The sequence below is a fragment of the Aureimonas mangrovi genome, from assembly GCF_014058705.1.
Classification (GTDB): domain Bacteria; phylum Pseudomonadota; class Alphaproteobacteria; order Rhizobiales; family Rhizobiaceae; genus Aureimonas; species Aureimonas mangrovi.
The window spans coordinates 2538538-2563509 of sequence record NZ_CP059692.1 but is presented as its reverse complement, the minus strand read 5'-3'; the positions used below and the strand labels follow the sequence as shown (position 1 = coordinate 2563509).

Below are 24972 nucleotides of genomic sequence, written 5' to 3'. Positions count from 1 at the left end.
TCAGGGAGCGCCCTCATGACCTCAACCCGCGTCCAGCCGTTCGAGGACGTCGCACCCGCACTCGTCGACGTGGCGATGGGTCGCACGCCCGCCGACCTCGTGATCCGTGGCGCGCGCTGGGTGAACGTCCATTCCGGCGAGATCGTGCCGGGCACCGACATCGCGGTGAAGGCCGGGCGCTTCGCCTATTGCGGCCCGGATGCGAGCCACGCGATCGGCGAGGACACGAGCGTCGTCGAGGCGGATGGCCGCTACGTGGTGCCGGGACTTTGTGATGCGCACATGCATGTCGAGAGCGGCATGGTGACGGTGACGGAGTTCGCCAGAGCCGTGATCCCGCACGGCACGACCTCCATGTTCATCGACCCGCACGAGATCGCCAACGTCCTCGGCCTGCCCGGCGTGCGGCTGATGCACGACGAAGCGATGGCCCAGCCCGTCAACGTCTTCGTCCAGATGCCGTCCTGCGTGCCTTCCGCGCCGGGGCTGGAGGAGGCGGGCGCGGCAATCACGCCTGACGATGTAGCGGAGGCGATGACCTGGCCGAACATCGTCGGGCTCGGCGAGGTGATGAACTTTCCGGGCGTCGCCGCGAACGATGCGACGATGGTCGGCGCGATCGCCGCCACCCGAAAGGCCGGCAAGACGGTGGGCGGGCACTACGCCTCGCCCGATCTCGGCCGCGCCTTTCACGGCTATGTCGCGGGCGGGCCGCAGGACGACCACGAGGGCACGCGCATGGAGGACGCGGTCGCGCGCGTGCGCCAGGGCATGAAGGCGATGCTGCGTCTCGGCTCGGCCTGGTACGACGTCGCGACGCAGGTGCGCGCGATCACCGAACTCGGGCTGGATTCGCGCAACTTCGTCCTGTGCACGGACGACTGCCACTCCGGCACGCTCGTGCGCGAGGGGCATATGGACCGCGTCGTGCGCCACGCGATCGGCCAGGGCCTGAAGCCGATCACCGCGATCCAGATGGCGAGCCTCAACACCGCCGAGCATTTCGGGCTCGCCCGCGAGATCGGCTCGGTGACGCCCGGCCGGCGGGCCGATTTCCTCCTCGTCTCCGACCTCGCCGCCTTGACGATCGATGCGGTCTACGCGGGCGGGCAGTTGCTGGCCGAGGCCGGCCGTCTCGTCGCCGACCTCCCGGCCTACGACTATCCGGACAGCGCGAAGAACACCGTGAAGCTCGGCAAGACGCTCGCCGCCTCCGATTTCGAGATCGCGGCGCCGGCCGGGGTGAACGCTGCGACGGTGCGGGTCATCGGTGTCGTCGAGAACCAGGCGCCGACGAAGGCGCTGACCGCCGAGCTCGCAGTCTCGGACGGGCTGGTCGAGCCGGACGAGGCGCAGGGTGTCGCACAGATCGCGCTCGTCGAGCGCCATCGCGGCACCGGTGGCGTGGTCAACGGCTTCGTCTCGGGCTTCGGCTATCGCGGACCGATGGCAATGGCCTCGACGGTCGCGCATGACAGCCATCACATGATCGTCGTCGGGACGGATCGCGAGGAGATGGCGCGCGCCGCGAACCGTCTCGGCGAGGTGGGCGGGGGCGTCGTGTTCTTCGCGGGCGGAGAGGAGAAAGCGCTGATCGAGATGCCGATCGCCGGGCTGATGAGCGCCGAGCGCTGCGAGGTGGTTGCCGATAAGGCCGACCGGCTGATCGAGGCGATGCGCGAGGCAGGCTGCACGCTCAACAACGCCTATATGCAGCACTCGCTCCTGGCGCTCGTCGTCATCCCGAGCCTTCGCATCTCGGACAAGGGCATCGTCGACGTCGACCGCTTTGAAGTCGTGGACCTGTTCGTCTCGTAGGTGGACCTTTACAAACGCTGCGCGATGCCCGATAGCCGTAACCATCGGTTCGGTTGAAGGGGAGGCGGCGCACGGCCGCCCGCATCATGAGCGCAGGCTTGGCCCTCATCATTATTGGCGCCGGCGCCCTCTAGGGCCGGGCTGCCAGCCAGCTTCCGGCAAAGAGCGCGTCCGGCCGCGAGCCGCCCCCGAGGGGCCGCCGCGAACCCGCCATGCCCTGACAGACAGAACGGCCACACGCAACGCACCGTGTGCCCAGACCTCCCGGAAGACCGAATGACCACGACCTCGATTGAATTCCGCGCCCGTGCAGACGGCGCGGAGAGCGCCCTTCGCGCCCTCTTTCCCGAAACGCCGCTCCAGCTGAACGAGCATCTTTCGCAGCGCACCGGCGCGCGGATTTTCCTCAAGCGGGAGGATCTGACGCCCGTCCGCTCCTACAAGATCCGTGGCGCTTTCAACTTCATGCGCAAGCGCGTGGAGGGCGGGGAAACGGATGCGCACTTCACCTGCGCCTCGGCGGGCAATCACGCGCAGGGCTTCGCCTTCGCCTGCCGGCACTACGGGGTGAAGGGCCGCGTCTTCATGCCGGTGACGACGCCGCAGCAGAAGATCGACAAGACGCGCGTCTTCGGCAACGGCGCGATCGACATCGAGCTCGTCGGTGACTTCTTCGACGACTGCTACGCCGCCGCGCGCCAGTACGCCGCCGCGAGCGGGGCGGAGATGGTGCCGCCCTTCGACCACGAGGACATCGTCGAGGGTCAGGCGAGCGTCGGCACCGAACTCCTGCGCCAGCTCGGCGGAGAGCGCCCGGACATGCTCGTCCTGCCGGTCGGCGGCGGCGGCCTCGCCTCGGGCCTCGTTCGCTATTTCGAGGGGGAGGGCGCGCCCGCCTTCCGCTTCGTGGAGCCGCAAGGCGCGCCGAGCCTTCGCACCTCGCTGGAGGAAGGGCGCCTCGTGAAGCTGCCGCAGCTCGACGGCTTCGTCGACGGCGCGGCCGTGGCCGAGATCGGCAAGCTGCCCTTCGAGACGCTGTCGCGCTTCGCGCCCTCGGACGTGTCGCTTTCGCCGGAGGGCTCTATCTGCGGCACAATGCTCGAGATGCTCAACGTCGAGGGCATCGTCGTGGAGCCCGCCGGCGCGCTCGCCATCGATTCGCTGAGCCGCATGGGTCCCGAGATCGCCGGCAAGACGCTCGTCCTCGTCGTATCGGGCGGCAATTTCGACTTCGAGCGCCTGCCGGACGTGAAGGAGCGCGCTTTGCGCTTTGCCGGCAAGAAGAAGTACTTCATCCTGCGGCTTGCCCAGCGCCCCGGCGCGCTGAAGGACTTCCTCCAGCTCCTCGGCCCGGAAGACGACGTCGCGCGCTTCGAGTATCTGAAGAAGACCGCGCGCGACTTCGGGTCGATCCTCCTCGGCATCGAGACGAAGGAGGCGGCCAATTTCGACACGCTTCTGAGGCGCTTCGATGCCGAGGGCATCCGCTATCAGGACATCACGGACAACCAGGTGATCGCCGATCTTCTAATCTGAGGAGATGCGCGTCGCTCTCGTCGGTGTGCGCTTCTTAAAACCCCTCGACGCGCTCGATCCAGCTTGTCACGGTGTCCACCACCATCTGCGTGGTGCCGGGCGAGAACATGTCGCCGGCCAGCATGTGCCCGGTCGGGTCGCTCGTCTGCGGCACGAGCAGGATCTCTGCCGGCCCGCCCCAGCGCGCGATCACGCGCTCGGTCTCCAGTGGATCGACGATCCGGTCGTTCGGCGAATAGGCGAAGAGAGCGGGCAGGTTGATCGCCTCGAAGTCGAGCCCGCGCACCTTTGCGCTGAGCGCGGCCATCGGCAGGAGCGCGGCGGACGGAAGCGTGACCGTGTCGGGTCCGCCCGGCAGCGGGTCGGCGAGGGGCATCACGAACGATCCGCCGGTCAGGAGCTCGGTGACCTGCCGCGCATAAGGCATGGTCAGGAGCGGCGCGCGCCAGTCCCGCAGGCGATAGTTCGGCGAGAAGAGGACGAGCCCGTCCGCCTCGTCGAAGAGATGCGCAACGCTGGCGCCCCATGTCGCCAGCGCCCCGCCGTTGGAGGTGGCAAGCACGATGATGCGCTCGCCGATGCGCCCGCCGATCGCCAGCGCCTCGGCCAGATCGTTCAGCCAGTCGTTGGCGCTCGGCTCGGCGAGGGCAGCAAGACCCCGGCCGTGCCCTGAAAGGCGCGTCAGGAAGAGGTTCGCGCCGAGCCGCCGCGCCACCTCCTGCGGCACGGGTGCCATCTCGCGCCGATCGCCCGAGAAGCCGTGGATATAAACGATGGCGAGCGGTGTTCTGGCGCGCGAGGCCGGGTAGGCCCAGACGATCTCCTTCGCCGCGCCCGGCTCGAGACCGGGCACCTGCGCTTCCTCGGCCGCGATGTAGGCGGAGGGGTCCGGGCCGATCACGGCCGGGTCGAAGCGGATGGTGGCGTCCACCGGCTCGCGCGGGCCGAACGACCAGATGAGGCAGGCTGCGACGACCAGGATGAGAAGGACCGCCAGGCCGAGGCGCAGCTTCATGTGGCGGAGTTCCGATGACCGTTCGCGCGAGATCGGGCGCGCAGCCGCGCCGTCACGGCTTAGCTAGGCGCTGCGCAAGGAAAGGCGATGGTCGGACCGATGCACCCGGTCAATCCTCGTTCGGGTAGCCGATGGTCATCACCTCGCGCCGCGAGACGGGACGGAAGCCCATCTTGCGATAAAGCGGCAGGGCGGCCGGATGATCGAGCGTGTTGGTCTCGACCGTCAGTGCGCTGGGCTGCTCGTCGAAACCCGCCACGATGGCATGGGCAAGGAGATAGCGCGCGAGGCCGAGCCCGCGGAACTGCGGCATGGTCGCGAAGTGGACGAGCCGCGTCTCCTTCGGCGCGCGCCCGGCATCGAGCTCGAACCAGCCGGCCGGCGCGCCGTCGCAGTAAAGCACCTGGATGCGCACGTTCGGGGCGTGGATCTCGCGCGCCAGCGCGTCGTCGGAGAGGTTGCGCGAGGTCCAGTGATGCGGGCGGCCGACCGTGTAGAGATAGCGGTAGAAGGCGAGCGGTATGTTGCGCACCTTCAGGATGTCGAGCGTCTTCGGCGTGTCGGGCCGCGGCGTCGGCTCCTTCGGCAGCGAGTGCAGGACGAGTTGCGTGACCTCGGTGCGCAGCGTGGGCGAAGGGCTCATCGGCGTGCCGCCTTGCCCGTCTCGACCGGCGTGTCGGGCGCCGAGCCCCATTCTGCCCAGGAGCCGTCATAGAGCCGGGACTGGCCTCGACCGGTGGCGGCGAGGGCAAGATTGATCACCGCCGCGGTAACGCCCGAACCGCAGCTCGTGACCACGGGCTTCGACGTGTCGAGACCTGCCACCTCGAAGACCTGCGCGAGCTTCTCCGGCGATTTCAGCCGTCCGTCCTCGACGAGATCGGTGAAGGGCAGGGAGGTCGCGCCCGGCATGTGCCCCGAACGCACGCCCTCGCGCGGCTCGGGTGCTTCACCGGAGAAGCGCTCGGCCGAGCGCGCATCGGCGATCTGGGTGTCGCCCGCGTCCACCAGCGCGCGCATCTCGGCGAAGGAAACGGCTGCGCCTTGGTCGAAAGCCGCTTCGAAGCGCGCGGGTTCGGGGCGGGCCTCGCCGCTCTCGGTCGCAAGGCCGGCCGCCTGCCAGGCGGGAAAGCCGCCGTCGAGGACGCGCACGTCCTTGGCGCCATAGGCGCGGAACAGCCACCAGGCGCGCGCGGCGGAGAAGAGGCCGAGCCCGTCATAGACGACGATCGTGTCGGTGTCGGCGACGCCGAGCTGGCCGGCGGCTGCGCCGAAGATCGTCGCCGATGGCAGTGTGTGGGGCAAAGGCGAGGCCGGGTCCACCACGGCGTCGTGGTCGAAGAAGACGGCGCCGGGAATGTGCGCGGCCTCGAACTCGGCCTTGGCGAAGCGCTTCTGCGCCGGCAGATACCACGAGGCATCGACGACAGACAGGCCGGGACGGCCGAGAGAGGCGTCGAGATCCGCCGGGCTGATCAGGAAGGGATTGGCGCTCAACGCGAAGGACCTCGTTCGATTCGAGCCGCAGGATAAAGACCCCTCGCGGCGAACGGAAGGCGGTGAGCAAGAGCGCTCTCAGCTCTCCCAATCTTCTATGCGCAGTCCCTCGACGCGCTCGAACTCGCGCGTGTTGCGGGTGACGAGCACGAAATCGCGCGCCAGCGCCTGTCCGGCGATCAGAATGTCGTAAGGGCCGATCTGCGTGCCGAGGTCGGCAAGGCGTGCGCGAATCTGCCCGGCGCGGAAGGCATCCTCCCGGTCCAGATCGAGGACTTCGAACTGCAGAGCCTCCACCCGTCTCAGATTGTCTGCCTGCCTTTCACTGCGAAATGCGCCGTAGAAGAGCTCGTGTACGACGATCGCGGGCAAGCCGATATGCCGAAGTGCGCCAGCCGGCAACCTCAGCCCGGAATCGCGCCGAAGCGCAGGCGGATGCGGCGGTTGGCCTTGCCCTTCTTCTCGATCTTGCCGACATGCACGGCGCCGATCTCCTGCGTCTCCAGGACGTGCGTGCCCCCGCAGGGCTGCGAATCGATGCCGGCATTCTCGCCGATCGCCACCAGCCGGATGCGGCCCGTGCCGCGCGGTGGCTTGACGTTGGCCGATTTCACCAGGCCCGGATTGGCGTCGAGCTCGTCTTCGGTGATCCACTGCGTGAAGACCGGATGGTTGGCATCCACCAGCGCCATCAGCGCGGCCGTCACGGCGGCCTTGTCGATCTCGGCCTCGCCGGTATCGAAGTCGAGCCGGCTCTCCTCCTCGCCGACGGCAGCGCCGGTGACGGGAAAGGGACAGACGACGGTGAGGAGGTGCAGCGCGGTGTGCATGCGCATGAGCTTGTAGCGGCGCGCCCAGTCGAGATGCAGGACTGCCATCTCGCCGACCGGCGGCAGGTCCTCGCCCTCGCGCGCCATCAGCACGATCTCGCTGCGCTCAGTGCCGTAGACAGTGTCCTCGACCGGCGTCTCCTGACCATCGGCCCATTCCACGAAGCCGCGGTCGCCGGGCTGGCCGCCGCCGGCCGGGTAGAAGTTCGAGGCGTCGAAGACGAGGCCGCGCTCGCCTTCGAGGCGCAGGAGGCGCGCTTCCATCGTCGAGAGGTATGCGTCCTCGCGAAAGACGTCGCGCGTGCCGCCCATCAGCCCGCCTCGTAGGGAATGTCGAACTGCGGCTCGCGGCCGATCCAGTCCGGCACCGGCAAGCCTTTGCCACGCAGGAACTCGGGGTTGAAGAGCTTGGACTGGTAGCGGTTGCCGTAGTCGCAGAGGATCGTCACGATCGTGTGACCCGGCCCCATCTCCTTTGCCATGCGGATCGCGCCGGCGATGTTGATGCCCGACGAGCCGCCGAGGCACAGCCCCTCCTGGCCGACGAGGTCGAAGAGGATCGGCAGCGCCTCCGCGTCGGGGATCTGGTAGGCGAAATCGGGCTCGAAGCCCTCCAGATTGCCGGTGACGCGGCCCTGGCCGATGCCTTCGGTGATGGAATCGCCCGAGGAGGCGAACTCGCCTGTGGTGTAGAACGAGTAGAGCGCGGCGCCCATCGGGTCTGCGAGACCGATCTTGATGTGCCCGGAGCGGCGCTTGAGCCCCATCGCGGTGCCCGCGAGCGTGCCGCCCGTGCCCACCGCGCAGATGAAACCGTCGATCTCGCCGCCGGTCTGCGACCAGATCTCCTCGGCCGTGGTGACGACATGGCCTTCGCGGTTGGCGACGTTGTCGAACTGGTTCGCCCAGATCGCCCCGGCGGGATGGCTGGCGCCGATCTGCTCGGCAAGGCGCCCGGAGAGCTTCACGTAGTTGTTCGGGTTGCGGTAGGGGACGGCGGGAACCTCGACAAGCTCGGCGCCCATCAGGCGCAGCGCGTCCTTCTTCTCCTGCGCCTGCGTCTCGGGAATGACGATCACCGTCTTGTAGCCGAGCGTGTTGGCGACGAGGGCGAGGCCGATGCCGGTGTTGCCGGCCGTGCCTTCGACAATGATGCCGCCGGGCTCGATGAGGCCCTTCTTCTCGGCGTCCTGGATAATGAAGAGACCGGCGCGGTCTTTCACGGACTGGCCGGGATTCATGAACTCGGCCTTGCCGTAGATTTCGCAGCCCGTCTCCTCGGACGCACGGTTCAGCCGGATGAGCGGCGTGTTGCCGATCGCATCGATGACGGAATTGTACCTGGACATGGAGCCTTCGACCGAGATTCGCTGTGGTGGCGAAACCCTATGGCCGGTGCTCGCGGGAGGCAAGAAAGCTTGGCCTCCGGCGCGGGCGAGATCCTTCTCGCGAGAAGGATCAGCGAGCCGTCGGGTGGGCGCGGTCGGGGGCGGGTGCGTTCTGGGCGGCCTGACGCGCCGCCTTCAGATGGCGCTCGGCCTTGGGATGGGAGCGCCGGCCCCAGCGCACGGAGAGGCGCCGCCGCCAGCGCCGCACGATCACGAAGTCGATCGACAGGATCAGCAGGCCGACGGGCAGCATCCAGATGCCGAGCACCGGCAGGAAGGAGAAGATGCCACCGATCACGAAGGCGACGCCCAACCCGACGCGCGCGACGCGCGAAGCGGGCAGGCGGATGGTACGCCCGAACACTTCGACGGCATTGCCGCGCAGGCGGATGTAGTTTCGCCGTTCGCGGGGCTGATCGGTCATGAAACTCTCGGCGCCGAATTGCGGCGCGCTCCTTGCGGCGGGCTCACGGTGCCGCCTTCGTCGTTCGACGGTGGCCTCCATATAGGGCGGCCATCGTGTCATAAACGAGCCCTGCATCGTCATCGGTCCGTGTTTTTCCGTCCGGCAGCGCTTGGCAAGGCCGGATGCCTTTGCTATAGCCGCCCCGCCTGCGACGCGGATGCGGCGGGCTGATCCCCGGTAGCTCAGTGGTAGAGCACTCGACTGTTAATCGATCGGTCGCTGGTTCGAATCCGGCCCGGGGAGCCACCTTCTCTTCTCACGGTCCACGACGTCGATCCGGCCTCACGCTTACGTCGACCAAACGTCGTCCTGCTTTTTCACAGAAAAGAATCGCGTCGGAACAGGCGCTTCGTCCTTCAAGGCGAGATATTTTCGGATTCGCACGCATCCGGCGTGAAGGTGTGTTCGTATCTTACGTCCAATCCAAATATCGAGGCGAAGAGATGGTCCCCGCACTTTCGCAAGAGCACCTCACTTTCCTGATCCGCGAACTGCGCCTCGCGGCCATCGAGAATCAGCGCGAGGCGCTCGACCGCGATGACGGGGGCTACCCTCTCTGCCTCGGTGCGGCCCTTGCCAACGATGCGGCCGACGCGCTGCAGGCGCTGGTCGAGGAGCGCACGGCACCGATGGCCTATCGCCTCGCCGGATGAGGCCGGCGAGGCTGCTCTCGCCAGTCAGTCGACGGCGAGCATGACATCGGACGCCTTGACGACGGCGTAGGCGTCCTGCCCCACCACGAGGCCGAGATCGTCGACCGCCTCGTTGGTCACTGATGCCGTCATCTGCGTTCCGCCGACATCGAGCTTCACATGCGCGGTCGTCGCGCCTTTGCGGATGTCGAGTACGCGGCCCTTCAGGACGTTGCGTGCGCTGATCTTCATGGATGGTCTCCGTTGCTGGTGGTTGTGCGGGCCGCAGGCTTGACCCCAGGCGCGTCGCCGACAGGACCAAAACACATCCGCTACGTGAAATCGGCTTGAAACGCCCAAGCGACAGGAACCCATCGCCTCTCCATGCGCTTCTGACGGACAATCGGGAGGTGAATCATGGCTTTGTTTTCGTCGCGCAAACTGAACCCACCGAAGTCGGACCATGTTCGCCAACCGAACGAGAGCTGGAACGAGCTTCTGGCGTGCTCCATGTACGGGCGCGGCATTTCCGGGCAGAGTGATCGGCCGGTCGGCGAGGCGGACGCGAGCCTTTGGATTTTGCGCCAGCCGCCGCGCCTGCGTCCGCTCTAAGGCGGTTTCGCCGACCGCCCCGGTACTTCTGTAGTGGGACTATTGCTTCGGGATGCCCGCGTCCTCGATCACGCGCGCCCAGCGGTCGATCTCGGAGGAGACGCGCTCGGCAAGCTCCTGTGGTGTACCGCCGCCAGGCGAAGCGCCGCCGATGGACAGGAACTCGGCGGTTTCCGGATCCGACAGGATTTCGTTGGACAGGGTGTTGAGGCGCTCGATGATCTCCGGCGGTGTTCCTGCGGGCACGAACATGGCGAACCATGACGTTGCGTCGAAATCCGACAGCTCCGGGATCGACGTTGATTCCGCCACCGTGGGCAGGTCTGGCAAGGCGCGCGAGCGCTCCGGCGAGGTGACGGCGATGGCGCGCAGGCTGCCGTTCTGGATGAACGGATAGGCCGGGGGCATGTTGTCGAAGACGAGCTGGGATTCGCCCGCCATCACCGCGGGCAGGACCTGCGCCGAGCCCGGGTATGGCACATGCGTCATGTCGAGCCCGGCCGCGTCGGCGAACATCTCCCCCGCGAGGTGGATCGAGGTGCCGATGCCGGACGATGCATAATTGAGGATGCCCGGATTGGCCCGCGCATATTCCACGAGCTCCTCCATTGTCTCCACGGGCAGCTCGTTGTTGACGAGAACGACGTTCGGCGTCGTCTGCAGGAGGATGACCGGCTCGAAATCGGCGACCGCATCATAGGCGAGTTCGGCGTAGAGGGACGGGTTGATGCCGTGCGTGCCGACGGTACCGATGAGGAGCGTGTGCCCGTCCGGCTCCGCCTGAGCGGCGACCGTGGTGCCGATCGTCGCGCCCGCACCGGGGCGGTTTTCCACGATCACGGTCTGACCAACCGTGGTGCCGAGTTCCTGCGCCATCTTGCGCGCCACGATGTCGGTCGCGCCGCCCGCCGGGAACGGTACGATCATCGTGATCGTGCGGCTCGGCCAGTCCTGCGCCCCGGCGCTGCCGGCACCAAACACAGATAGGATCGCGGCCGCGGCGAGCGCCCGGCTGTCTTGGAACATGAGCATGCGGTTTCCTCCCGTGGCCCCTCCCGGACCAGAACTCTCAGGCTACAGGATCGCCGGTCGCCGTGAAAAGGCCCGGTCGGATCGTCCGGCGGTGTGGCGCGCTTGCGGTGTCAGCCGCTCTTGCGGGCGCGCTGCCCGTTGCTCTCCATCTGGCCGGGAGAGAGCGCACGGTTTGCCGCCGCCAGCACGACACCGTCGCGGGCCTTTGCAAGTTCGGAGGATTTCTCGGCCACCTTTTCGGGCGGATCGGCCGGGCGCGCTACGACATTGGCAAAGGCGACGGCAAGGCCGACGATCACGATGATCAGGAGGCCGGGATCGCGGTGGGCGGGGGTCGTCTCGTCGTCCATGAAGCGGCCAACCCGCGAATCGCGAGGACGGTTCCGCGTAAATCCTGCGTCGCAGCAGAAAGCCAGCGCATTGCACGCATGGTCGCGAGCCTGCCGCTCCAGGGTCTGGAGGAATAGGCAGAATGCTCGAAGCTTCGATAATCGCTCGGCTCACGTTGCTAGCGGATGGCGTCAGCCGAGATCGAGGGCGACGGCTCCGCCGCATCGGCTTCTTCGGAACCTGCATGGTGGACGAGGAGGGCATCTTTGGCGGAAGCCCGCGTCGAGGGGCGATCGGATGTGCGAAAGCGTCGAGCACCCGGACTGAACGCGCCACTCGATTGTCTTCGAGCGGTTGGGGTAGTCTTCTGACACGCGGCGCCGCCCGTGCCGCGCGCTCCATTACCTAGGAGGAGGCTTCGAAGCCCGCATGAACGTCATCGGACATCTTTCGTCTCTGCGGGATCGGCCGTCGTGAAGGGCGGTGTTTCCGGCACGCCCCGGCTTCTCCTGCGGCTCGAGGGGCTGGCCGTGCTCGCTGCCGCGACGATCGCCTATGCCGGAACGGACGCCGGCTGGTGGATGTTCGCCGTCCTGTTCCTCGCCCCCGACCTGTCCATTCTCGGATATGTGTTCGGCGCGCGGGCGGGCGCGGCGGTCTACAATGCCGGCCATGCCTATCTCGCGCCCGCCGTCCTCGTCGCGCTCGGGATCTACGGGCCCGCGCCGCAGGTGCTGTCAGTTGGCCTTGTCTGGGCCGCGCATATCGGCTTCGACCGGGCGCTCGGATACGGGCTCAAATATCCCGAGGGTTTCCCGGCCACCCATCTCGGCCCTCTCGGCGGGACGCGCGGCCGGGACTGAGCGGCGCGCCTCATCCATCACGCATGACGTGACATCGCGTCCGGAGCATCCGCATGATCCGGTGTGGCGGCGCCGCTCGCGTGTCAGGCGTAGGGCGATGCGGGACCGTGCCGGTCGCCACTCTCGCCGAAGCGCGCAGCGACTGGGCGCTCTGCTCGCGCGGCCATCAGCACATGAAGGCCCGTCAGGGCGAAAACGGCGTAAGCAAGGGTCTCGGCAGCTTCCTCGATGACCGTCGCAAGATGCGGGGTCGCCATTTCCATCCCGTCGAGCCAGTCGCCCGTTAGAAGCAGAAGGCCGACAAGGACATAGGGCCAGGTGTGAAAGCCGCGCAGATATGCGATGAATGTCGGCATCAGGCGCCAGCGCAGGACGATATAGGGAATCGCGATCCCCAGGACGACGAACGTCTCGTGCCACCGGAAGGCGTTGGAGTTGAGGTATGTCGTCAACGCTCCGGTCGGCGGGACTTCCAGCTCGCGGAAGAAGAAGATCCCCGCCATCGTCAGCGCGCCGACGGACGCCATGCGCGCGGCCGCCCGCTGGTCGAATGCGGCCCAGCCGTAGAGCGCCATCGTCGCGAGCAGCAGCGCTTCCTGTGAGGTCTCGAGCGGCCCCGCTTCGATGGACGTCGTCTCGAGCCCCAAAGCGAGTGAAGAGACAAGCGTGAGCGCGGCGACCGCAAAGGCCGCCGTGAGCAGCCAGAGCACGTGCCGGCCGCCGAAGATGAAGTGATTCATGAGCATTCCTCTCGTGCCGCATATCGCGGCATCGGAGATGAAATGCAAATGTCTTACGCCTGTAACATTTTTCTGATCCTCCCTCGCGGCCGGCGCCGATCGGACGAGGAAAAGCCCGGGAAGAACGCACTTTCGCTCCGGGATCGCCGCCCAGCCCCTTGCGGAAGCCGAGGGGCGTCAGTAGGAAGGCGCCTTCGGGGCCTCGTGGCGGAGTGGTTACGCAGAGGACTGCAAATCCTTGCACGCCGGTTCGATTCCGGCCGAGGCCTCCACTGCCACACCGGAACCCTTACAATCGCTGAACTTCAGGCGTCTCGGGACTGAACCGTGTGACGGCCGACCGCGAGGTGTGGCAGTTCAGTCCCGGATTGTTCTCCCGACCGCCTCCGCCGAGCGCACTTCTGGGCCCTCCAGAACAGCTCCGGCATCATCCCACTTGATCCTGAGAACGGCCTGTCTCGTCGGCTTCGCCCGGTCGGCACGCGCGGTGTAGATCCTAGAGGTCTTTCCGTCCTTCCAGCCGAACACGGCGTCCAGCATCCGGTCGGTGGCGTCGTTCTTGGCCTAACTGGTCGCAAGCCCCTTCCGAACGGAATGGGCAGAGCAGCGCGGTAGGCCGGCCTGGTCGAACCGTTCGGAGACACGGTTGCCGAGCCGCTTGAGCGAATAAGGTTGGCCTTGCCCGGTTAGCATGTACCGGAGCCCGGCCACAGGGTGCCACGATAGGACGGTCTCCAGCGTCGGATGGATGGGAACGACAATATCCGTCGGTGGCGCGGTTTCAGTTCTTGAGAAGGCGTAGATGGAACTCGTCTCGCCGCCGGTGCTGCGGGCCGATCGCGCGTGCCAGCGCCGAGGCGGCGGCAGAAGGCCGTCCCTCACCATCGGATCGACGATGTTCGGGGTCACGACGATCGATGCGGCGGCCTCCATGCGGTTGAGACCGCGCCGCGGGACGTTGACGATCTACGCGCTCCCCATCGAACTCTCCATAGGCGCAGTCGGCGCACTCTCTGGCCTGCGGGCCGCCGCGATAGCGCTTGTCGCACTTCGGGCAGCGGCCGATCTGGTTGCCCGGCTGCCGGCGCCGCGAGCCGGGCGCGGATCTCGGGCGAGGTCGTCAGGGATTGCATCACGGCAACACCTTTCGATAAGGCCGAAGGCGCGGTCGTCATGGCCATACCTTTCGCCTCGGCGCCACCCTTCCGCTTCTTCGCCTTCTCAAACCACACCGCCGCGAGCGCCTTCTAGAGCGGCAGGCCGTGAGTGGCGGCGAACGTCTTCGCGTCCTTCTCGAAGCCGGGATGACCGATGATCGACGAGGCCAGCGCGTCAGGATCGGGTGAGGCGAACTCCTCTTCGAACAGAAGTCGCTCGGTAGCGCGGATATGGTCGGCCTTGATCGGTCCAAGCCTGGCGGCCGACAGGATCGCCAGCACGCGCACGGCCTCGTCGAAGCCAATGCGCCGGAGGAGCGCTTTGATCGCTGAGACCGCGATCGTCTGGCCTGGCTTGTAGGCGCCCTGCGCGGGCGGATGGCGAACGATCGTCACGCCGTACTGCTCGGCCGCCAGTCGAAGCTCTCGACGATCCGGCGGAGCATCCGCATGGACCGAGCCGAGAGTCCGCGCTGGTAGGCAGGATCGACCTACAGGCTGCTTAGGTCGACATACTCGACGATCAGGAGGCCGGGCGAGGGCGCACGGGGGCGTCAGGCCGCGGAAGTCGATCGGCTGGAAAGGGCGGAGGGCCGCCATCAGTGCGCGTTCTTTCGCATACGGATGAAGGCTTGCCGGATCGCGTCGAAGCCATCGTCCGGCACCTGCCTATCGCGAGCGCGGTTGATCGAGCCCCAGCGATAGGCGGGTGAGCGGTTCGGACTCGGAAGCGGGTCGTCCGGCGTGCTTTCGCGGAAGCCGGCGACCACCTCGTCGGCGTCGTAGGCGGCAATGTCCCACTCATCGCGAGGCGGGAAGACGTCACCGGCCGGCTGGAGGGTGCGAGGATTGATCAACGCGCGCTCCTTTCGGCGATTGCCGCCTTCGCCTTCCGCATAGACTGGCGGATGGCACGCGGCACGTAGATGCTGGCGCCGCCCGTTCGGCGTGCCGGGCAGGGAGATGTGGACCCTCGTTAGGCCGTTGTAGAAGGTGAGGATGGGATGTCCAAGGCCCGTCGGCGGCAGAATCTGGAACTCGGTAACGCCGGCCCGATCGAGGGCGCGCAGCATCGGCCGATAGAAGTCTTGGCGCTTGATGGCGCGGAGAAAGCGGGACCGGCTCATATGCCGAGGGGAGGGCCTCTTGGTGGCTAAGATTCCGCTTGCGATCATCGCCGCCGTCACGGTCGCCATGCTCGCCTATCTCATCGGCCCGGCGGCCGAGACCCAGTTCTTCCCGGTCTATTCCCGGTTCACCATCGAGAGCATCGCCCCGAGCGGAGAGGGTTCACTTGTCAGCTTCCGCTTCACCAAGAACCGCGACTGCGACGCGCGGGGCTGGCCGTGATACATCGGGGAGTTCGGCGCAGTGTCCCGACAGGTGGAGGCCGTGCCTGCCCAAGTCATCTCGCGAGGTCGCGCGTTGGGTCCGGGCATCACGTCGCCGTACCTTATTGCAGCGAGCCCCGAGGATGTGCAGACCCAGATGCACGCGGGAATCTTCTCCGACTGCGGCCTACCCTGGTACTCGCGGTCGGTGGTGTATCCGTAGGATCGGCGTGGGGCGGTAAGCTACTCGCACAGGTGCCCATGAGCCTTGCCCGGCATTGGCCATGGAAGCGCGTGCTCCTTGACCCGCGGTGAAGAGTCCGTATTTCTGGGCTCGTGCCGCAGAAACCGTAGCCGCACCGGGCGTTCCGTCGCCAACCAGATTCAGATGACCGGGACGGACCGGCTCTTTCAGGAAGAGCCGCAATGGCTCGCGGAGTCGAGTACGTGTTGTTTTTGCAGCCGCGATCACGTCGTGTCGTTTATGTCGTAACCTTCGAATTCTTCGCCATCATCTTATCCACCCTCCTTCTCATGGCATTGGCGGGAGGGCCGGTGATAAACTCTCTTCCTGCAGCCGCAGCCGTATCTGTGATCGCGATCCTGTGGAACTACGTGTTTAATTCAATGTGGGAAAAGTGGGAGAATCGCAGGGGCCTGACCGAGCGAACGGTTTCGCTTCGCCTCACCCACGCGGTTGGGTTCGAGGCGGGACTGTTCCTTCTCATCGTGCCTTTGTACATGCTCTGGTACGGGGTCGGAGTATGGGAAGCTACGAAGATGGAAGCGGCCATACTCGTATTCTTTCTCGTCTACACGTTCGTCTTCACATGGCTCTTCGATGCCGTTTTTAAGTTGCCATCAACCTACAACGAGGCGTGATGCCATTATGCTGGGATAGGGCGGCTTCGGCTCTGCCGGAGCGTCGGACCTGCCGCACCACCGAGGCCGCCCCGATCATGCGCCGCTTTGCCGAGATCACTGGTTGGAGACCTGGCCGCCTACAGGGTCACTCCGGCCATGTGAGCCGCAATGATAAAGAGCGCAAACCGAGGATGAGGAACAGGCCGGGATCGCGATGCGGAGGCGTGTCGTCTTCCATGGTCCTGGAACTAACATCGGGGGCTCGGTGAGTGTTATGCGTCAAACGACGTAGACGGGTCGCCGGGGTGCGTCTCCGACGAAGCACGGCAAAGCGTGCGCATCAAACAAGAACCGTGGCTACGAAGTAGATGCCGACAAGGATGACGGCGCCCGAAGCGAAGCTGACCAAGAGCTTCCTCAGACCAAACGGCTGTCTGAGCCTTGGAGCAGGCGTCTTCTCGTCCGTCATCGCAGGCATCTCCATCGCGTGGTGGATGGAGATGACGTCGGCCGGAGGCATTCTCCTATGCCGCATAGTGACGCAAGGGTACTCGTGTGGTGCAGGGGTCGGACCTGCACCAAGTGCTACTCTTTGAGGAGTCGCTTCAGTTCTATCTCGTAGATCCGCTCATTGGTCCGGCGCTTCATCTCCAGTGGGATGAAGATGATGAGAGCGACGAGGATGATCGCACCCCAAACGTAGGGGCTGAAGGTCCAGCGCAGTTCATCGGCGATGATATCGATCAGGATGGGGGCGATCGGCAGGATGAAGATGCAGCTCAATGCTGGCATCAAAGGTTCTTCGACTGGAACAGGGGCAACTTCGTGAGCGTGCGCGCGCGCGCGACTGATCGCTTCCGAGCGGGATAGTTTCGTTGCGGACATGACAGGTACTCGCGGAAGCTCGCCACTTCAGGCTGAGCCTGAAGGGTCGAGCGCATCGGGTAAGGCCGGACGGGCCGAGATACTTGCGATGACGGTTCAGCGAGGAGGAGCGCGAGCCGGGTTCCATCGGCGAGCGAGCGAGGGTCGGGCACCTTCAAAGCGATACACATACGTGGCCGGCACCCACACCGAAGGGTCAACTCTATCGGCGGAAGGTGACGGTCTTGTGCCGTCTATGCTCGGCGACACCGCGGACACTTCATGAGGCGACAGCCGCTGAAGGACGAGGCGGCTAGGTGCCGCAACACTCGTCAAGTCCGCGACGGTCAGGCTTTCGCCGGTGATCGATCCGGCGAACGCGATGCGATGAGAGGCCTGGCTGGCAAATACGACGGCGAATGCCACGCAGCAAACGACGGCGACCCACCTGGCTGCCGATGCCCATGACGCACGCTTGCTGGCGAACTCTCCGCTCATAAGCCTCTATCGGCTAGCCTCGCGGCTTGCACAAGCACAGGCTTTACTAATGAACGGCCCCGCGTACCCATGGGCGTGGCGCTGCAGGAGGCGGCGGGGTAGCGGGCGACCGATCGGCGGCGGCGGAGAAGGTGAGGGGGAGGTAGATGGCCTCGAGCCATCGTTCCCCAGTTCAAGTACTCGAGCAGCCCACGATTATCCCGCCGATGCACTGCCGTACAATGCCGCACGCGAGTCGTATCCGATCGTCGCCCCTACCGGGCGGGAGCGATCTGCGTTTCCTTGCCTGCGCTGGCCCAAGCCATTACCGCGAGAGCCAGAGCGACGAGCGATAGAAGCGCGCCCGCCCAGTTCGGCGATGCCAGACCGAAGCCGGCTGCGATCGTTGCGCCGCCGGCCCACGCGCCGATCGCGTTGCCGAGATTGAACATGCCGATGTTCACCGACGCAGCCATGGTCGGAGCTCCAGCGCTTCGGGCCCGGTCCATCACCAGTTTCTGAATCGGGGACACTGTGGCGAAACCGAAGGCGGCCATCAGGAATACGGACGCGTAGGCGACGATCGGGCTGCCGACGCCGATCCAGAAGACAAACAGAACGATGGCCTGCGCAGCGAGAGTGACGAACAGTGTCCCGAACAGCGAGCGGTCGGCGAAGCGGCCCCCGAGCCAGTTTCCGACTGCGAGGCCGAGACCGAACAGAACCATCAGCCAAGCGATGCCGGCGTCCGTGAACTGCGCTTTCTCCAGCATCATCGGCGCGATGTAAGTGATCGAGGTGAAGAAGGCCGCAGGACCGAACACCGTGATCCCCATGGCGAGGAGAACCTGCGGATCCACGAAAGCGCGCAGTTCTTCCTTAAACGCGATCGCCTTGCCGGCTCCGATCCGGGGAACGAGAAGCGCCACGCTGCCGACGGTCACTAGACCGATGGCCGCGATCAGCCAGAACACCAGACGCCAGTCGTAAGCCTGCGCCAGCCAGGTCCCGAACGGAACACCGAAAAGGTTGGCGAGCGTCAGCCCGGAAAACATGAAGGCAATCGCGCTGGCCTGTCGCTCTCTGGCGACCAGCGACGCCGCGATGATCGAACCGATGCCGAAGAACGTACCGTGGTTGAAGGCCGTGATGATCCGACCGGCGAGCGCGATCTCGAAGGTCGGAGCGAGTGCCGTCAGGACGCTGCCCGTCGTGAAAATTCCTGCCAGGACCATCAGCATCGTCTTGCGAGGCACGCGTGCGCCGAGCACGGTCAGGATCGGCGCGCCGACGAAGACGCCGAGCGCGTAAGTCGTCGCCATCAGGCCCGCGGTCGGAATGTCGACGCCGAAGCCTGTCGCGATCTGGGGAAGGATGCCGGCAACGACGAATTCGGTCAGTCCAATGCCGAACGCGCCAATTGCCAACGCGAAAAGCGCGACTGGCATAGGTGTCTCCAAAAGCAGTTTGATGCCGAACCCGGTTCAGCTATCTTCCCAATATGAGGAACAGGGTTCGGTGATAAAGTAAGAATGTCCGCTACGATTAGAGAAACAGACGGCGTTCGGCAAATACGACATCGCCCCGCCGATCTGGACGACATCGACCGAAAGATATTAGGCGCGCTCGCCGTGGATGCGTCTCGGAGCTACGCCGAGCTGAGCCGGATCGTGAATCTTTCGGCTCCTGCCGTCCACGATCGGGTAAAGCGGCTTAAGAGGGACGGGGTCATCAAGGCAACGGTCGCGGTCCTCGATGGCTGCAAGCTGGGTCGGTCGCTCCTGACCTTCCTCGTCATCGACACCAGCAGCTACATCGCGACGCGCGAATTACTGACGTTCGGCGATAGGCCTGAGGTTGAAGAGCTCCACACGGTGGCCGGCGACGGCTGCGTGTTTGTAAAAGTCCGCGCGAACGACACTGAATCGTTGGAAAACTTCTTGATGGAGATTCAGAACTTGAACGGCGTGCGTTCGGTACGGAGCTACATCGCGCTATCGACATTCATTGAGCGAGGACCGGCGCCGGATTAATCATGCTCTGGTGCCACGTCAGCGATCTGAAGGGCGTGCGAGCTGACGGTGATGCAGTTCGCTAGCTTTGCAGGGCTAGGTCCGGCGGCCGTAGCAGGCAAGGGAGGCGCTCGCGGCGGAGTAGGGCGCATTTCCGACAGTCGGCTTCCAGGCAAATCGTGGCTCCGGCAGTTTCGACGACAAGGGAGCAGGTCAAGGTGTTCGTTGTAGACGTGCTCGTCGATGTCGTCGGGTATTACACTGCAAAGGTGCTTCTACCGCTGATCAGTTTAGGCTGGGTAAGAGTCGACGACTGGAGTTCGAGAAAGCCGGGCGGTTGGTTCGGCTGGTACAGGGATGGAGATCGCCGCCTCGTGTTCACAGCGTCGATGGGCGGTTGGATCGGTGTTCTCCTCTGGCTGCTCACCTTGGTTATCTTCATCGTGGCGACTGGACGGTGAACTGTTAGAGCCTGTCAGCTTCGAGCGTCCGCTTTGCCGGAAGCTGAGAACGAGTTGCCGCGTCTCATTCGGGTCGAAAGCGACCGCCAGCCCTCACTCCTCCCCGAACACCCCCGCCGGCAGCTCGCCGTGCCGCGCCAGCGCCGCCGACTCCTCCAACACTTCGCCCGTGTCCGTGTCCACTGTCTGTGTGATGGCGACGACGCCGGCGATTCGCTCGGCGTCGCGCTCGGCGCGCGCGACGGCGGCCTGGGCGGATGGGGAACTCCATCTGAGACGAGCATGAGCGACACAGGCTTGCCGCGGAACGACGCGCGGCCGACGGGCGACGAGCTTCTTGCCCCGCCGCTCGAACTGCTGGACGATGTAGAGGGTCTTGGCGGGCATGGTGTCGTCTCCGGTGTGGCAAAGCTATATGCAACCTGTTGATACGCCATCCAGCCTCGTGCGCGATCGCCTACCGCGTTGAAAATGCTAGACTGCTTCGGTCCGGCCGAGGCCTCCATCCGATTTCTGCACCATTACAGGCGCTCAGCGCTCGTGGCATCGGCGACCCCAGGATTGGCCACCTCTCCTTCGTACCTCGGTCTGCAGGATGCTCGGCTCCAGGGAGCCGATGTACATCGTCTCGGGCTATCCTGCTCATTCCTCTCGAACGACCCCTTCCGTCCCTTCTCGGAACAGGCATCGATTCGGTATTGCTGATCGGTGCCGCTCGGCAGCGAAGGCGGGTCGAAAGTGATCGATAGCAGCACCGACGACATCAGCTGCGCCGGACAGCAGGCCCGCTCTCGGCAATCTGGTCTGGCCCCGGAAACGATGTGCGTGCTCACTCCGAGCAGACCGGTGCGAACATGCGTTCGTCACCCTCGGCAGAAGGCGATGAAGCCCTCGGGCGTGTTCGCGATCCTCTCCCGTTCCGCCAGTTCCCAGGGGCGTTCGCAGGCGTTCGAGCGCGGGCACCAGGAATAGCCGGCCGAGCCGCGGCAACCGTGCGCGTCCGCATCTGCGCCCGGCATGGGGGCAGGGCCTTCCTCGGCGGTGCATGCCGAAAGCAGGAGCGCGGCGGCGGCAAGGGCGAGGATACGCACGAGGACCTCCGGCGTTTTGCGACAGCCTACAGCCTCGCGGCCTGAGGAAGAAAGACGCCTATGTCTTTCGAAGACGGGCGCGGTGCACTCAGACGCCTTCGCGAAGAGCCCGCGCAATGGAGGCGAGATCGTCCGTCGCCTCGATTTCGAGCCCGTAGCCGTCCACGCCGTAGGGGTGTGCCGTCGCGCGCGCCGGTCGCGCGGGGTCGATGCGCGGCGGCACGTAGCCGCCGTTCTGCATGATCCGGCTGATCGCCACCTGTTCGCCGAGCGGCTTTGAGAGCGTCGGCAGAACGCGCTCGTACCACAGTTCCATCTGGTTGAAGTTCAAGGCCGAAAGCCCGCGCTGGGCGACGATGCGCACCAGCCGCGCCTCCGCCGAGCCGGGGCGGAAGACCGTGGAACTCGCATAGTCGAGGAGGAAGGACTTGAAGTCCGGGTCGGTGCGGGCCTTGCGGCGCATTCTCGGGGCACGTCCTGCATTTCGATGGCGCTCAGATAGACGCGAAATGCGGCACTGCAAATGCCGCAACGTGACGACATCCTTCAAAATATTGCGGGCTGCGGCGCTGCGCCTCAGGCGGGGCCGCCGGGCGAGGGTTCGAGCGCCCGGTTGTGAACCCAGCCGGACGCGCACGGGCCGCGATAGGCGGCGCGCCGGTCGAGCGGTTCTTCCACGCCGCAATCGCCTTCGCCATAGACGATGCCGACGAAAGTGCCGTTCTCGTCGCAGCGGTAGACTTCCGTTCCGGCCGGCAGGCGCTCGAGCACGCGGAAGGTGCCGGTGGGGCCGGAGCGGATGTCGACCAGCCCCTCGCGCGCTTCGCTCTCGCCGAGGACGGCGCGGGTCGCGCAGGCCGCAGCCACCGGATCGCCGCCGAAGCGCACGGGAACGGCGGGTGCCGCGAAGGCGGGCGCGGCGGCGGACAGGAGGGCGAGGAGACCGGCGGCGAGCGGCGCGGTCTTGCCCGCATGTCGCCGTCGATGCCGTGCGCCTGGTCCTGCCGTTTCAATGCCCGTCATCGGCGGGGAATCTCCATGCTTGTCACGGCGAGGCTACAGCATGGACCGCGCGATCGGAACCGCCCGCGCCTCGAGAGCACCGCCCGTATGGGGACGCGCGAAGGTCGTTCCGATCTACTGAGTCTGCACATCAGACTTTACGAAAACCGAAGACAGCGCATGCCGGCGGCACGCCAAGGCTCGTCGGCATGGCGAATATTTGCCCTGCGCGCTCTTGTGCGGCCCGGCCATCTCTGCACAATCTTGGCATCGAGGTGGATGCGGCGCAAAGACCCTTGGAGGAGGGGCTGCATACCGGGATGGGACGGCTGTGGGATCGCGGAGGCGGTCCCGGTGCGGTCCGGGAGGAAGGCTTGACGAACAGGACAGAACCGCGGAGCGCGGATGCGCCCGCCGGTAAGGCCGACGCGCGTGGAAAGGCGGCCGCGAAGCGGCCGGTGCTGGCGCTTCGCGGTGTGGGAAAGGATTTCGGACCCGTCACCGTGCTGGAGGGGATCGACATCGATCTCGTGCCCGGCGAGCTTCACGCGCTGATCGGCGAGAACGGCGCCGGCAAGTCGACGCTGATGAAGATCCTGTCCGGCTACGAGCGGGCGACGCGCGGCGCGGTGGAACTCGACGGGACGCCCGTCTCCTTCGCCTCCAATCTCGCGGCGGAAGCGGCGGGCATCGTGCTCGTCCATCAGGAGTTCGCGCTCGCCGAGCAACTCTCCGTCGCCGCCAACATCTTTCTCGGCCGGGAAATCCGGCGCGGCCTGTTCCTCGACCGGCGCACCATGCACGAGGCTTCGCGTCAGGCGTTGGAAGAGCTCGACACCGCGCTCGACCCACGCACGCGCGTCGCGGACCTGTCCGTTTCCGACAAGCAGCGGGTGGAGATCGCCAAGGCCGTCTCGCGCAACCTGCGCGTCCTGATCCTCGACGAGCCGACGGCCGTCCTGACCCCGCGCGAGGCGCAGGCGCTCTTCCGCATCGTCGCCAAGCTGAAGGCGGCGGGGGTCGCCATCCTCTTCACCTCCCACAAGCTCGATGAGGTGCGCGCGCTCTCCGACCGCATCACCGTTCTGCGCGACGGCAGGCACGTGGCGACGCGCCCCGGCGGCACACTCGACGAGCATCAGATGGCGGGGCTGATGGTCGGCCGCGAACTGTCGGACCTGTTTCCGCCCAAAGTCCCGCCGCGAGCCGGGGCGCCGGTGATGCTCTCGGCGCGAGGCGTCGACGTCCCCGGCCGGGTGACGAACGGGGGCTTCGAGTTGCGGGCGGGCGAGGTGCTCGGCTTCGCCGGCCTTGTCGGCGCCGGCCGCACCGAGCTTCTGGAAGCGGTCTGCGGGCTGCGCCACCGCACCGGCGGGACGATCGAGCGCGAGGGGCGCGAGGTGCGCATCCGCCGGTTCGAGGACGCAGTCGCCTTGAAGATCGCCTATGTCACGGAGGACCGGAAAGGCCGGGGCCTCCTGCTGCGCAAGGGCCTGCGCGAAAACCTCACCCTCCTGGCGCTGGATCGCTTCTCGCGCGGCTTCGTGGACCGTGGCGCCGAGGAGAAGGCGCTGGACGAGGCGATCACGCGATTCGACATCCGCGTGCGGGACCGCACGGTGCAGGCGGGCCAGCTTTCGGGCGGCAACCAGCAGAAGCTGCTTCTGGCCAAGACGATGCTGTCCGAACCGGAGGTCGTGATCTTCGACGAGCCGACCCGCGGCATCGATGTGGGCACCAAGCAGGAGATCTACCGCTTCGTCGCGGCGCTGGCTGCCGAAGGCAAGGCCGTCATCGTCGTCTCGTCGGAGCTGCCGGAAATCGTCGGCCTGTGCCACCGCGTCATCGTCATGCGGTCCGGACGGATGGTCGGCGAGGTGAGCGGGGCGGACATCAACGAGGACGAGATCGTGAAATACGCCACCGGCGTGAAGACCATGGGAGAGAGTGATGTCGACCGCGCCGCTTGAACGGGCCGTGCCGACGAGGCGCTCGGGCGTGGACCTGAAGGCGATCGGCCCGGTGCTGGCGCTGATCCTGCTTCTCGTGATCGGCGCCAGCATCTCTGACGGGTTCCTGTCCTGGGCCAACATGACGAACGTCCTCTCGCGCTCCGCCTTCATCGGCATCATCGCGGTGGGCGCCACTTTCGTCATCGCGAGCGGCGGCATCGACCTTTCGGTCGGCTCGATGGCCGCATTCGTGGCGGGCTCGATGATCCTCATCATGAACGCGCTGGTGCCGACGATGGGAGCGGGCGCCTCGACGCTGGCCGTCGGCATGCTCGCCGCGCTCGCCATCGGCGTGGTGGCAGGCTCCGTCAATGGCGGGCTGATCACCAAGGCCGGGATCGAGCCGTTCATCGTCACCCTCGGCACGATGGGCATCTACCGCTCGCTCGTCACCTGGCTCGCCGACGGCGGCACGCTGTCGCTCGATTCGGGCATCCGCACCATCTACCGGCCGGTCTATTTCGACGGTATCCTCGGCGTGCCCTGGCCGATCATCGCCTTCGCCCTGGTGGCGATCGCCGGGCAGATCGTAATGTCGATGACGAGCTTCGGCCGCCACGTCTCGGCGATCGGCTCCAACGAGGACGTCGCGCGCTATTCGGCGATCCGCGTCGACCGGGTGAAGACCTTCGCCTACGTCCTGCAAGGGATCTGCGTGGCGGTGGCGACGCTCCTCTACGTGCCGCGCCTTGGCTCGGCCTCGCCCTCCACCGGCGTCCTGTGGGAGCTGGAGGCGATCGCCGCCGTCATCATCGGCGGCACGCTCCTGAAGGGTGGCTACGGCCGGGTCTGGGGCACGGTGGTGGGCGTGCTCATCCTCGGCTTCATCGGCAACATCCTCAACATCACCTCGCTCGTCTCGAACTATCTGAATGGCGCGATCCAGGGCGTCATCATCGTGGCGGCAGTGCTTCTCCAGCGCTCGCGAAAGAGCTGAACGAA

General features: G+C 66.2%; 31 protein-coding genes and 2 tRNA genes. 13 read left to right on the top strand and 20 right to left on the bottom strand.

Annotated elements, in window-relative coordinates; all coding sequences use genetic code 11:
* Nucleotides 1-15 precede the first annotated feature (15 nt).
* Nucleotides 16-1818 carry an adenine deaminase gene (gene ade / locus H1343_RS12335; RefSeq protein WP_185983185.1) on the top strand — a complete coding sequence of 601 codons (1803 nt, stop codon included), beginning with the start codon at nt 16-18 and terminating at the stop codon, nt 1816-1818.
* Between the two features lie 276 nt (nt 1819-2094).
* Nucleotides 2095-3354, top strand: a complete 1260-nt coding sequence (gene ilvA, locus H1343_RS12330; RefSeq protein ID WP_185983184.1) for a threonine ammonia-lyase IlvA — start codon at nt 2095-2097, stop codon at nt 3352-3354.
* Nucleotides 3355-3388: 34 nt separating this feature from the next.
* Here the strand turns inward: ilvA and H1343_RS12325 are convergent, their stop codons facing one another.
* The 7 genes from H1343_RS12325 to H1343_RS12295 all read right to left on the bottom strand — a co-directional run bounded on the left by H1343_RS12325 (nt 3389) and on the right by H1343_RS12295 (nt 8508).
* On the bottom strand, nt 3389-4369 hold the full coding sequence (locus H1343_RS12325; protein ID WP_185983183.1) for an alpha/beta hydrolase: 981 nt from the start codon (nt 4367-4369) through the stop codon (nt 3389-3391).
* A 109-nt stretch (nt 4370-4478) separates the two neighbouring features.
* Entirely contained in the window at nt 4479-5012 is a 534-nt protein-coding gene (locus H1343_RS12320) for a GNAT family N-acetyltransferase (RefSeq protein ID WP_185983182.1), read from the bottom strand.
* Entirely contained in the window at nt 5009-5866 is an 858-nt protein-coding gene (sseA, locus tag H1343_RS12315) for a 3-mercaptopyruvate sulfurtransferase (RefSeq protein ID WP_185983181.1), read from the bottom strand. Before sseA ends, H1343_RS12320 begins: the two co-directional genes overlap by 4 nt.
* Nucleotides 5867-5944: 78 nt before the next feature.
* Entirely contained in the window at nt 5945-6238 is a 294-nt protein-coding gene (locus H1343_RS12310; RefSeq protein ID WP_246333019.1) for a PIN domain-containing protein, read from the bottom strand.
* Between the two features lie 32 nt (nt 6239-6270).
* Nucleotides 6271-7008 (bottom strand): alanyl-tRNA editing protein, encoded by a 738-nt coding sequence (locus H1343_RS12305; RefSeq protein WP_185983180.1) that lies wholly within the window; start codon nt 7006-7008, stop codon nt 6271-6273.
* Nucleotides 7008-8045 carry a cysteine synthase A gene (locus H1343_RS12300; RefSeq protein ID WP_185983179.1) on the bottom strand — a complete coding sequence of 346 codons (1038 nt, stop codon included), beginning with the start codon at nt 8043-8045 and terminating at the stop codon, nt 7008-7010. Before H1343_RS12300 ends, H1343_RS12305 begins: the two co-directional genes overlap by 1 nt.
* 109 nt (nt 8046-8154) lie before the next feature.
* Entirely contained in the window at nt 8155-8508 is a 354-nt protein-coding gene (locus tag H1343_RS12295; RefSeq protein WP_246333017.1) for a hypothetical protein, read from the bottom strand.
* Between the two features lie 213 nt (nt 8509-8721).
* Here H1343_RS12295 and H1343_RS12290 point away from each other — a divergent pair.
* Nucleotides 8722-8796: transfer RNA gene (locus H1343_RS12290), tRNA-Asn, on the top strand.
* A 197-nt stretch (nt 8797-8993) separates the two neighbouring features.
* Complete coding sequence (locus H1343_RS12285) at nt 8994-9203, top strand: hypothetical protein (protein ID WP_185983178.1); 210 nt, start codon at nt 8994-8996, stop codon at nt 9201-9203.
* Nucleotides 9204-9227: 24 nt separating this feature from the next.
* Here H1343_RS12285 and H1343_RS12280 read toward each other — a convergent pair whose 3' ends face one another.
* Entirely contained in the window at nt 9228-9434 is a 207-nt protein-coding gene (locus H1343_RS12280) for a TOBE domain-containing protein (protein ID WP_185983177.1), read from the bottom strand.
* A 165-nt stretch (nt 9435-9599) separates the two neighbouring features.
* On the opposite strand from H1343_RS12280, the gene H1343_RS12275 reads away from it, so the two are divergent.
* A complete protein-coding gene (locus tag H1343_RS12275; protein ID WP_185983176.1) occupies nt 9600-9794 on the top strand; it encodes a hypothetical protein in 195 nt (64 codons plus the stop codon).
* 39 nt (nt 9795-9833) lie between these two features.
* On the opposite strand, the gene H1343_RS12270 is transcribed toward H1343_RS12275, so the two are convergent.
* Both H1343_RS12270 and H1343_RS12265 read right to left on the bottom strand, forming a co-directional pair.
* Nucleotides 9834-10826: a Bug family tripartite tricarboxylate transporter substrate binding protein gene (locus H1343_RS12270; RefSeq protein WP_246333009.1), complete on the bottom strand. Its 993-nt coding sequence runs from the start codon at nt 10824-10826 to the stop codon at nt 9834-9836.
* A 110-nt stretch (nt 10827-10936) separates the two neighbouring features.
* Nucleotides 10937-11176: a hypothetical protein gene (locus H1343_RS12265; RefSeq protein WP_185983175.1), complete on the bottom strand. Its 240-nt coding sequence runs from the start codon at nt 11174-11176 to the stop codon at nt 10937-10939.
* 453 nt (nt 11177-11629) lie between these two features.
* Between H1343_RS12265 and H1343_RS12260 the strand changes: the two genes are divergently transcribed.
* Nucleotides 11630-12019 carry a DUF4260 domain-containing protein gene (locus H1343_RS12260; protein ID WP_185983174.1) on the top strand — a complete coding sequence of 130 codons (390 nt, stop codon included), beginning with the start codon at nt 11630-11632 and terminating at the stop codon, nt 12017-12019.
* Between the two features lie 83 nt (nt 12020-12102).
* Here H1343_RS12260 and H1343_RS12255 read toward each other — a convergent pair whose 3' ends face one another.
* On the bottom strand, nt 12103-12759 hold the full coding sequence (locus tag H1343_RS12255; protein WP_185983173.1) for a hypothetical protein: 657 nt from the start codon (nt 12757-12759) through the stop codon (nt 12103-12105).
* Nucleotides 12760-12957: 198 nt separating this feature from the next.
* Here H1343_RS12255 and H1343_RS12250 point away from each other — a divergent pair.
* A tRNA-Cys gene (locus tag H1343_RS12250) sits at nt 12958-13031 on the top strand.
* An 85-nt stretch (nt 13032-13116) separates the two neighbouring features.
* Here H1343_RS12250 and H1343_RS12245 read toward each other — a convergent pair.
* The 3 genes from H1343_RS12245 to H1343_RS12235 all read right to left on the bottom strand — a co-directional run bounded on the left by H1343_RS12245 (nt 13117) and on the right by H1343_RS12235 (nt 15043).
* On the bottom strand, nt 13117-13299 hold the full coding sequence (locus H1343_RS12245) for a hypothetical protein (protein ID WP_185983172.1): 183 nt from the start codon (nt 13297-13299) through the stop codon (nt 13117-13119).
* A gap of 707 nt (nt 13300-14006) precedes the next feature.
* A complete protein-coding gene (locus H1343_RS12240; RefSeq protein WP_185983171.1) occupies nt 14007-14312 on the bottom strand; it encodes a hypothetical protein in 306 nt (101 codons plus the stop codon).
* A gap of 203 nt (nt 14313-14515) precedes the next feature.
* Nucleotides 14516-15043 carry a hypothetical protein gene (locus H1343_RS12235; RefSeq protein ID WP_210270033.1) on the bottom strand — a complete coding sequence of 176 codons (528 nt, stop codon included), beginning with the start codon at nt 15041-15043 and terminating at the stop codon, nt 14516-14518.
* 22 nt (nt 15044-15065) lie between these two features.
* Between H1343_RS12235 and H1343_RS12230 the strand changes: the two genes are divergently transcribed.
* On the top strand, nt 15066-15266 hold the full coding sequence (locus H1343_RS12230; RefSeq protein ID WP_185983169.1) for a hypothetical protein: 201 nt from the start codon (nt 15066-15068) through the stop codon (nt 15264-15266).
* A 407-nt stretch (nt 15267-15673) separates the two neighbouring features.
* Nucleotides 15674-16129, top strand: coding sequence for a PACE efflux transporter (locus tag H1343_RS12225; protein ID WP_185983168.1), 456 nt, complete (start codon nt 15674-15676; stop codon nt 16127-16129).
* A gap of 567 nt (nt 16130-16696) precedes the next feature.
* Here H1343_RS12225 and H1343_RS12220 read toward each other — a convergent pair.
* Nucleotides 16697-16996, bottom strand: a complete 300-nt coding sequence (locus tag H1343_RS12220; protein ID WP_185983167.1) for a hypothetical protein — start codon at nt 16994-16996, stop codon at nt 16697-16699.
* Nucleotides 16997-17727: 731 nt separating this feature from the next.
* A complete protein-coding gene (locus H1343_RS12215; protein ID WP_185983166.1) occupies nt 17728-18900 on the bottom strand; it encodes an MFS transporter in 1173 nt (390 codons plus the stop codon).
* Between the two features lie 84 nt (nt 18901-18984).
* On the opposite strand from H1343_RS12215, the gene H1343_RS12210 reads away from it, so the two are divergent.
* Both H1343_RS12210 and H1343_RS12205 read left to right on the top strand, forming a co-directional pair.
* The gene (locus H1343_RS12210) at nt 18985-19485 is read left to right on the top strand and encodes an Lrp/AsnC family transcriptional regulator (RefSeq protein WP_185983165.1); all 501 of its coding nucleotides are present in this window, start codon (nt 18985-18987) and stop codon (nt 19483-19485) included.
* A 158-nt stretch (nt 19486-19643) separates the two neighbouring features.
* Nucleotides 19644-19925 (top strand): hypothetical protein, encoded by a 282-nt coding sequence (locus tag H1343_RS12205; RefSeq protein WP_185983164.1) that lies wholly within the window; start codon nt 19644-19646, stop codon nt 19923-19925.
* Nucleotides 19926-20018: 93 nt separating this feature from the next.
* Here H1343_RS12205 and H1343_RS12200 read toward each other — a convergent pair whose 3' ends face one another.
* The 4 genes from H1343_RS12200 to H1343_RS12185 all read right to left on the bottom strand — a co-directional run bounded on the left by H1343_RS12200 (nt 20019) and on the right by H1343_RS12185 (nt 22039).
* The gene (locus H1343_RS12200) at nt 20019-20312 is read right to left on the bottom strand and encodes a hypothetical protein (protein WP_185983163.1); all 294 of its coding nucleotides are present in this window, start codon (nt 20310-20312) and stop codon (nt 20019-20021) included.
* A 476-nt stretch (nt 20313-20788) separates the two neighbouring features.
* Entirely contained in the window at nt 20789-21016 is a 228-nt protein-coding gene (locus H1343_RS12195; protein ID WP_185983162.1) for a hypothetical protein, read from the bottom strand.
* An 88-nt stretch (nt 21017-21104) separates the two neighbouring features.
* A complete protein-coding gene (locus H1343_RS12190) occupies nt 21105-21479 on the bottom strand; it encodes a hypothetical protein (protein ID WP_185983161.1) in 375 nt (124 codons plus the stop codon).
* Nucleotides 21480-21592: 113 nt separating this feature from the next.
* Entirely contained in the window at nt 21593-22039 is a 447-nt protein-coding gene (locus H1343_RS12185) for an SH3 domain-containing protein (RefSeq protein WP_185983160.1), read from the bottom strand.
* A 437-nt stretch (nt 22040-22476) separates the two neighbouring features.
* On the opposite strand from H1343_RS12185, the gene H1343_RS12180 reads away from it, so the two are divergent.
* Both H1343_RS12180 and H1343_RS12175 read left to right on the top strand, forming a co-directional pair.
* A complete protein-coding gene (locus H1343_RS12180; RefSeq protein WP_246333613.1) occupies nt 22477-23988 on the top strand; it encodes a sugar ABC transporter ATP-binding protein in 1512 nt (503 codons plus the stop codon).
* Nucleotides 23969-24967, top strand: coding sequence for an ABC transporter permease (locus H1343_RS12175; protein ID WP_185983159.1), 999 nt, complete (start codon nt 23969-23971; stop codon nt 24965-24967). Before H1343_RS12180 ends, H1343_RS12175 begins: the two co-directional genes overlap by 20 nt.
* Nucleotides 24968-24972 lie beyond the last annotated feature (5 nt).

What these genes read in the sequence shown, in the direction of transcription:
- H1343_RS12200 (WP_185983163.1), bottom strand. Translation starts at nt 20,312, where the DNA reads ATGCCCGCCAAGACCCTCTACATCGTCCAGCAGTTCGAGCGGCGGGGC.
- H1343_RS12190 (WP_185983161.1), bottom strand. Translation starts at nt 21,479, where the DNA reads ATGCGCCGCAAGGCCCGCACCGACCCGGACTTCAAGTCCTTCCTCCTC.
- H1343_RS12235 (WP_210270033.1), bottom strand. Translation starts at nt 15,043, where the DNA reads ATGAGCCGGTCCCGCTTTCTCCGCGCCATCAAGCGCCAAGACTTCTAT.
- H1343_RS12285 (WP_185983178.1), top strand. Translation starts at nt 8,994, where the DNA reads ATGGTCCCCGCACTTTCGCAAGAGCACCTCACTTTCCTGATCCGCGAA.
- H1343_RS12305 (WP_185983180.1), bottom strand. Translation starts at nt 7,008, where the DNA reads ATGGGCGGCACGCGCGACGTCTTTCGCGAGGACGCATACCTCTCGACG.
- H1343_RS12280 (WP_185983177.1), bottom strand. Translation starts at nt 9,434, where the DNA reads ATGAAGATCAGCGCACGCAACGTCCTGAAGGGCCGCGTACTCGACATC.
- ilvA (WP_185983184.1), top strand. Translation starts at nt 2,095, where the DNA reads ATGACCACGACCTCGATTGAATTCCGCGCCCGTGCAGACGGCGCGGAG.
- H1343_RS12295 (WP_246333017.1), bottom strand. Translation starts at nt 8,508, where the DNA reads ATGACCGATCAGCCCCGCGAACGGCGAAACTACATCCGCCTGCGCGGC.
- H1343_RS12270 (WP_246333009.1), bottom strand. Translation starts at nt 10,826, where the DNA reads ATGCTCATGTTCCAAGACAGCCGGGCGCTCGCCGCGGCCGCGATCCTA.
- H1343_RS12325 (WP_185983183.1), bottom strand. Translation starts at nt 4,369, where the DNA reads ATGAAGCTGCGCCTCGGCCTGGCGGTCCTTCTCATCCTGGTCGTCGCA.
- ade (WP_185983185.1), top strand. Translation starts at nt 16, where the DNA reads ATGACCTCAACCCGCGTCCAGCCGTTCGAGGACGTCGCACCCGCACTC.
- H1343_RS12255 (WP_185983173.1), bottom strand. Translation starts at nt 12,759, where the DNA reads ATGAATCACTTCATCTTCGGCGGCCGGCACGTGCTCTGGCTGCTCACG.
- H1343_RS12225 (WP_185983168.1), top strand. Translation starts at nt 15,674, where the DNA reads ATGGCTCGCGGAGTCGAGTACGTGTTGTTTTTGCAGCCGCGATCACGT.
- H1343_RS12265 (WP_185983175.1), bottom strand. Translation starts at nt 11,176, where the DNA reads ATGGACGACGAGACGACCCCCGCCCACCGCGATCCCGGCCTCCTGATC.
- H1343_RS12220 (WP_185983167.1), bottom strand. Translation starts at nt 16,996, where the DNA reads ATGTCCGCAACGAAACTATCCCGCTCGGAAGCGATCAGTCGCGCGCGC.
- H1343_RS12275 (WP_185983176.1), top strand. Translation starts at nt 9,600, where the DNA reads ATGGCTTTGTTTTCGTCGCGCAAACTGAACCCACCGAAGTCGGACCAT.
- H1343_RS12215 (WP_185983166.1), bottom strand. Translation starts at nt 18,900, where the DNA reads ATGCCAGTCGCGCTTTTCGCGTTGGCAATTGGCGCGTTCGGCATTGGA.
- H1343_RS12300 (WP_185983179.1), bottom strand. Translation starts at nt 8,045, where the DNA reads ATGTCCAGGTACAATTCCGTCATCGATGCGATCGGCAACACGCCGCTC.
- H1343_RS12245 (WP_185983172.1), bottom strand. Translation starts at nt 13,299, where the DNA reads ATGCTGGACGCCGTGTTCGGCTGGAAGGACGGAAAGACCTCTAGGATC.
- H1343_RS12175 (WP_185983159.1), top strand. Translation starts at nt 23,969, where the DNA reads ATGTCGACCGCGCCGCTTGAACGGGCCGTGCCGACGAGGCGCTCGGGC.
- H1343_RS12210 (WP_185983165.1), top strand. Translation starts at nt 18,985, where the DNA reads ATGTCCGCTACGATTAGAGAAACAGACGGCGTTCGGCAAATACGACAT.
- H1343_RS12320 (WP_185983182.1), bottom strand. Translation starts at nt 5,012, where the DNA reads ATGAGCCCTTCGCCCACGCTGCGCACCGAGGTCACGCAACTCGTCCTG.
- H1343_RS12185 (WP_185983160.1), bottom strand. Translation starts at nt 22,039, where the DNA reads ATGACGGGCATTGAAACGGCAGGACCAGGCGCACGGCATCGACGGCGA.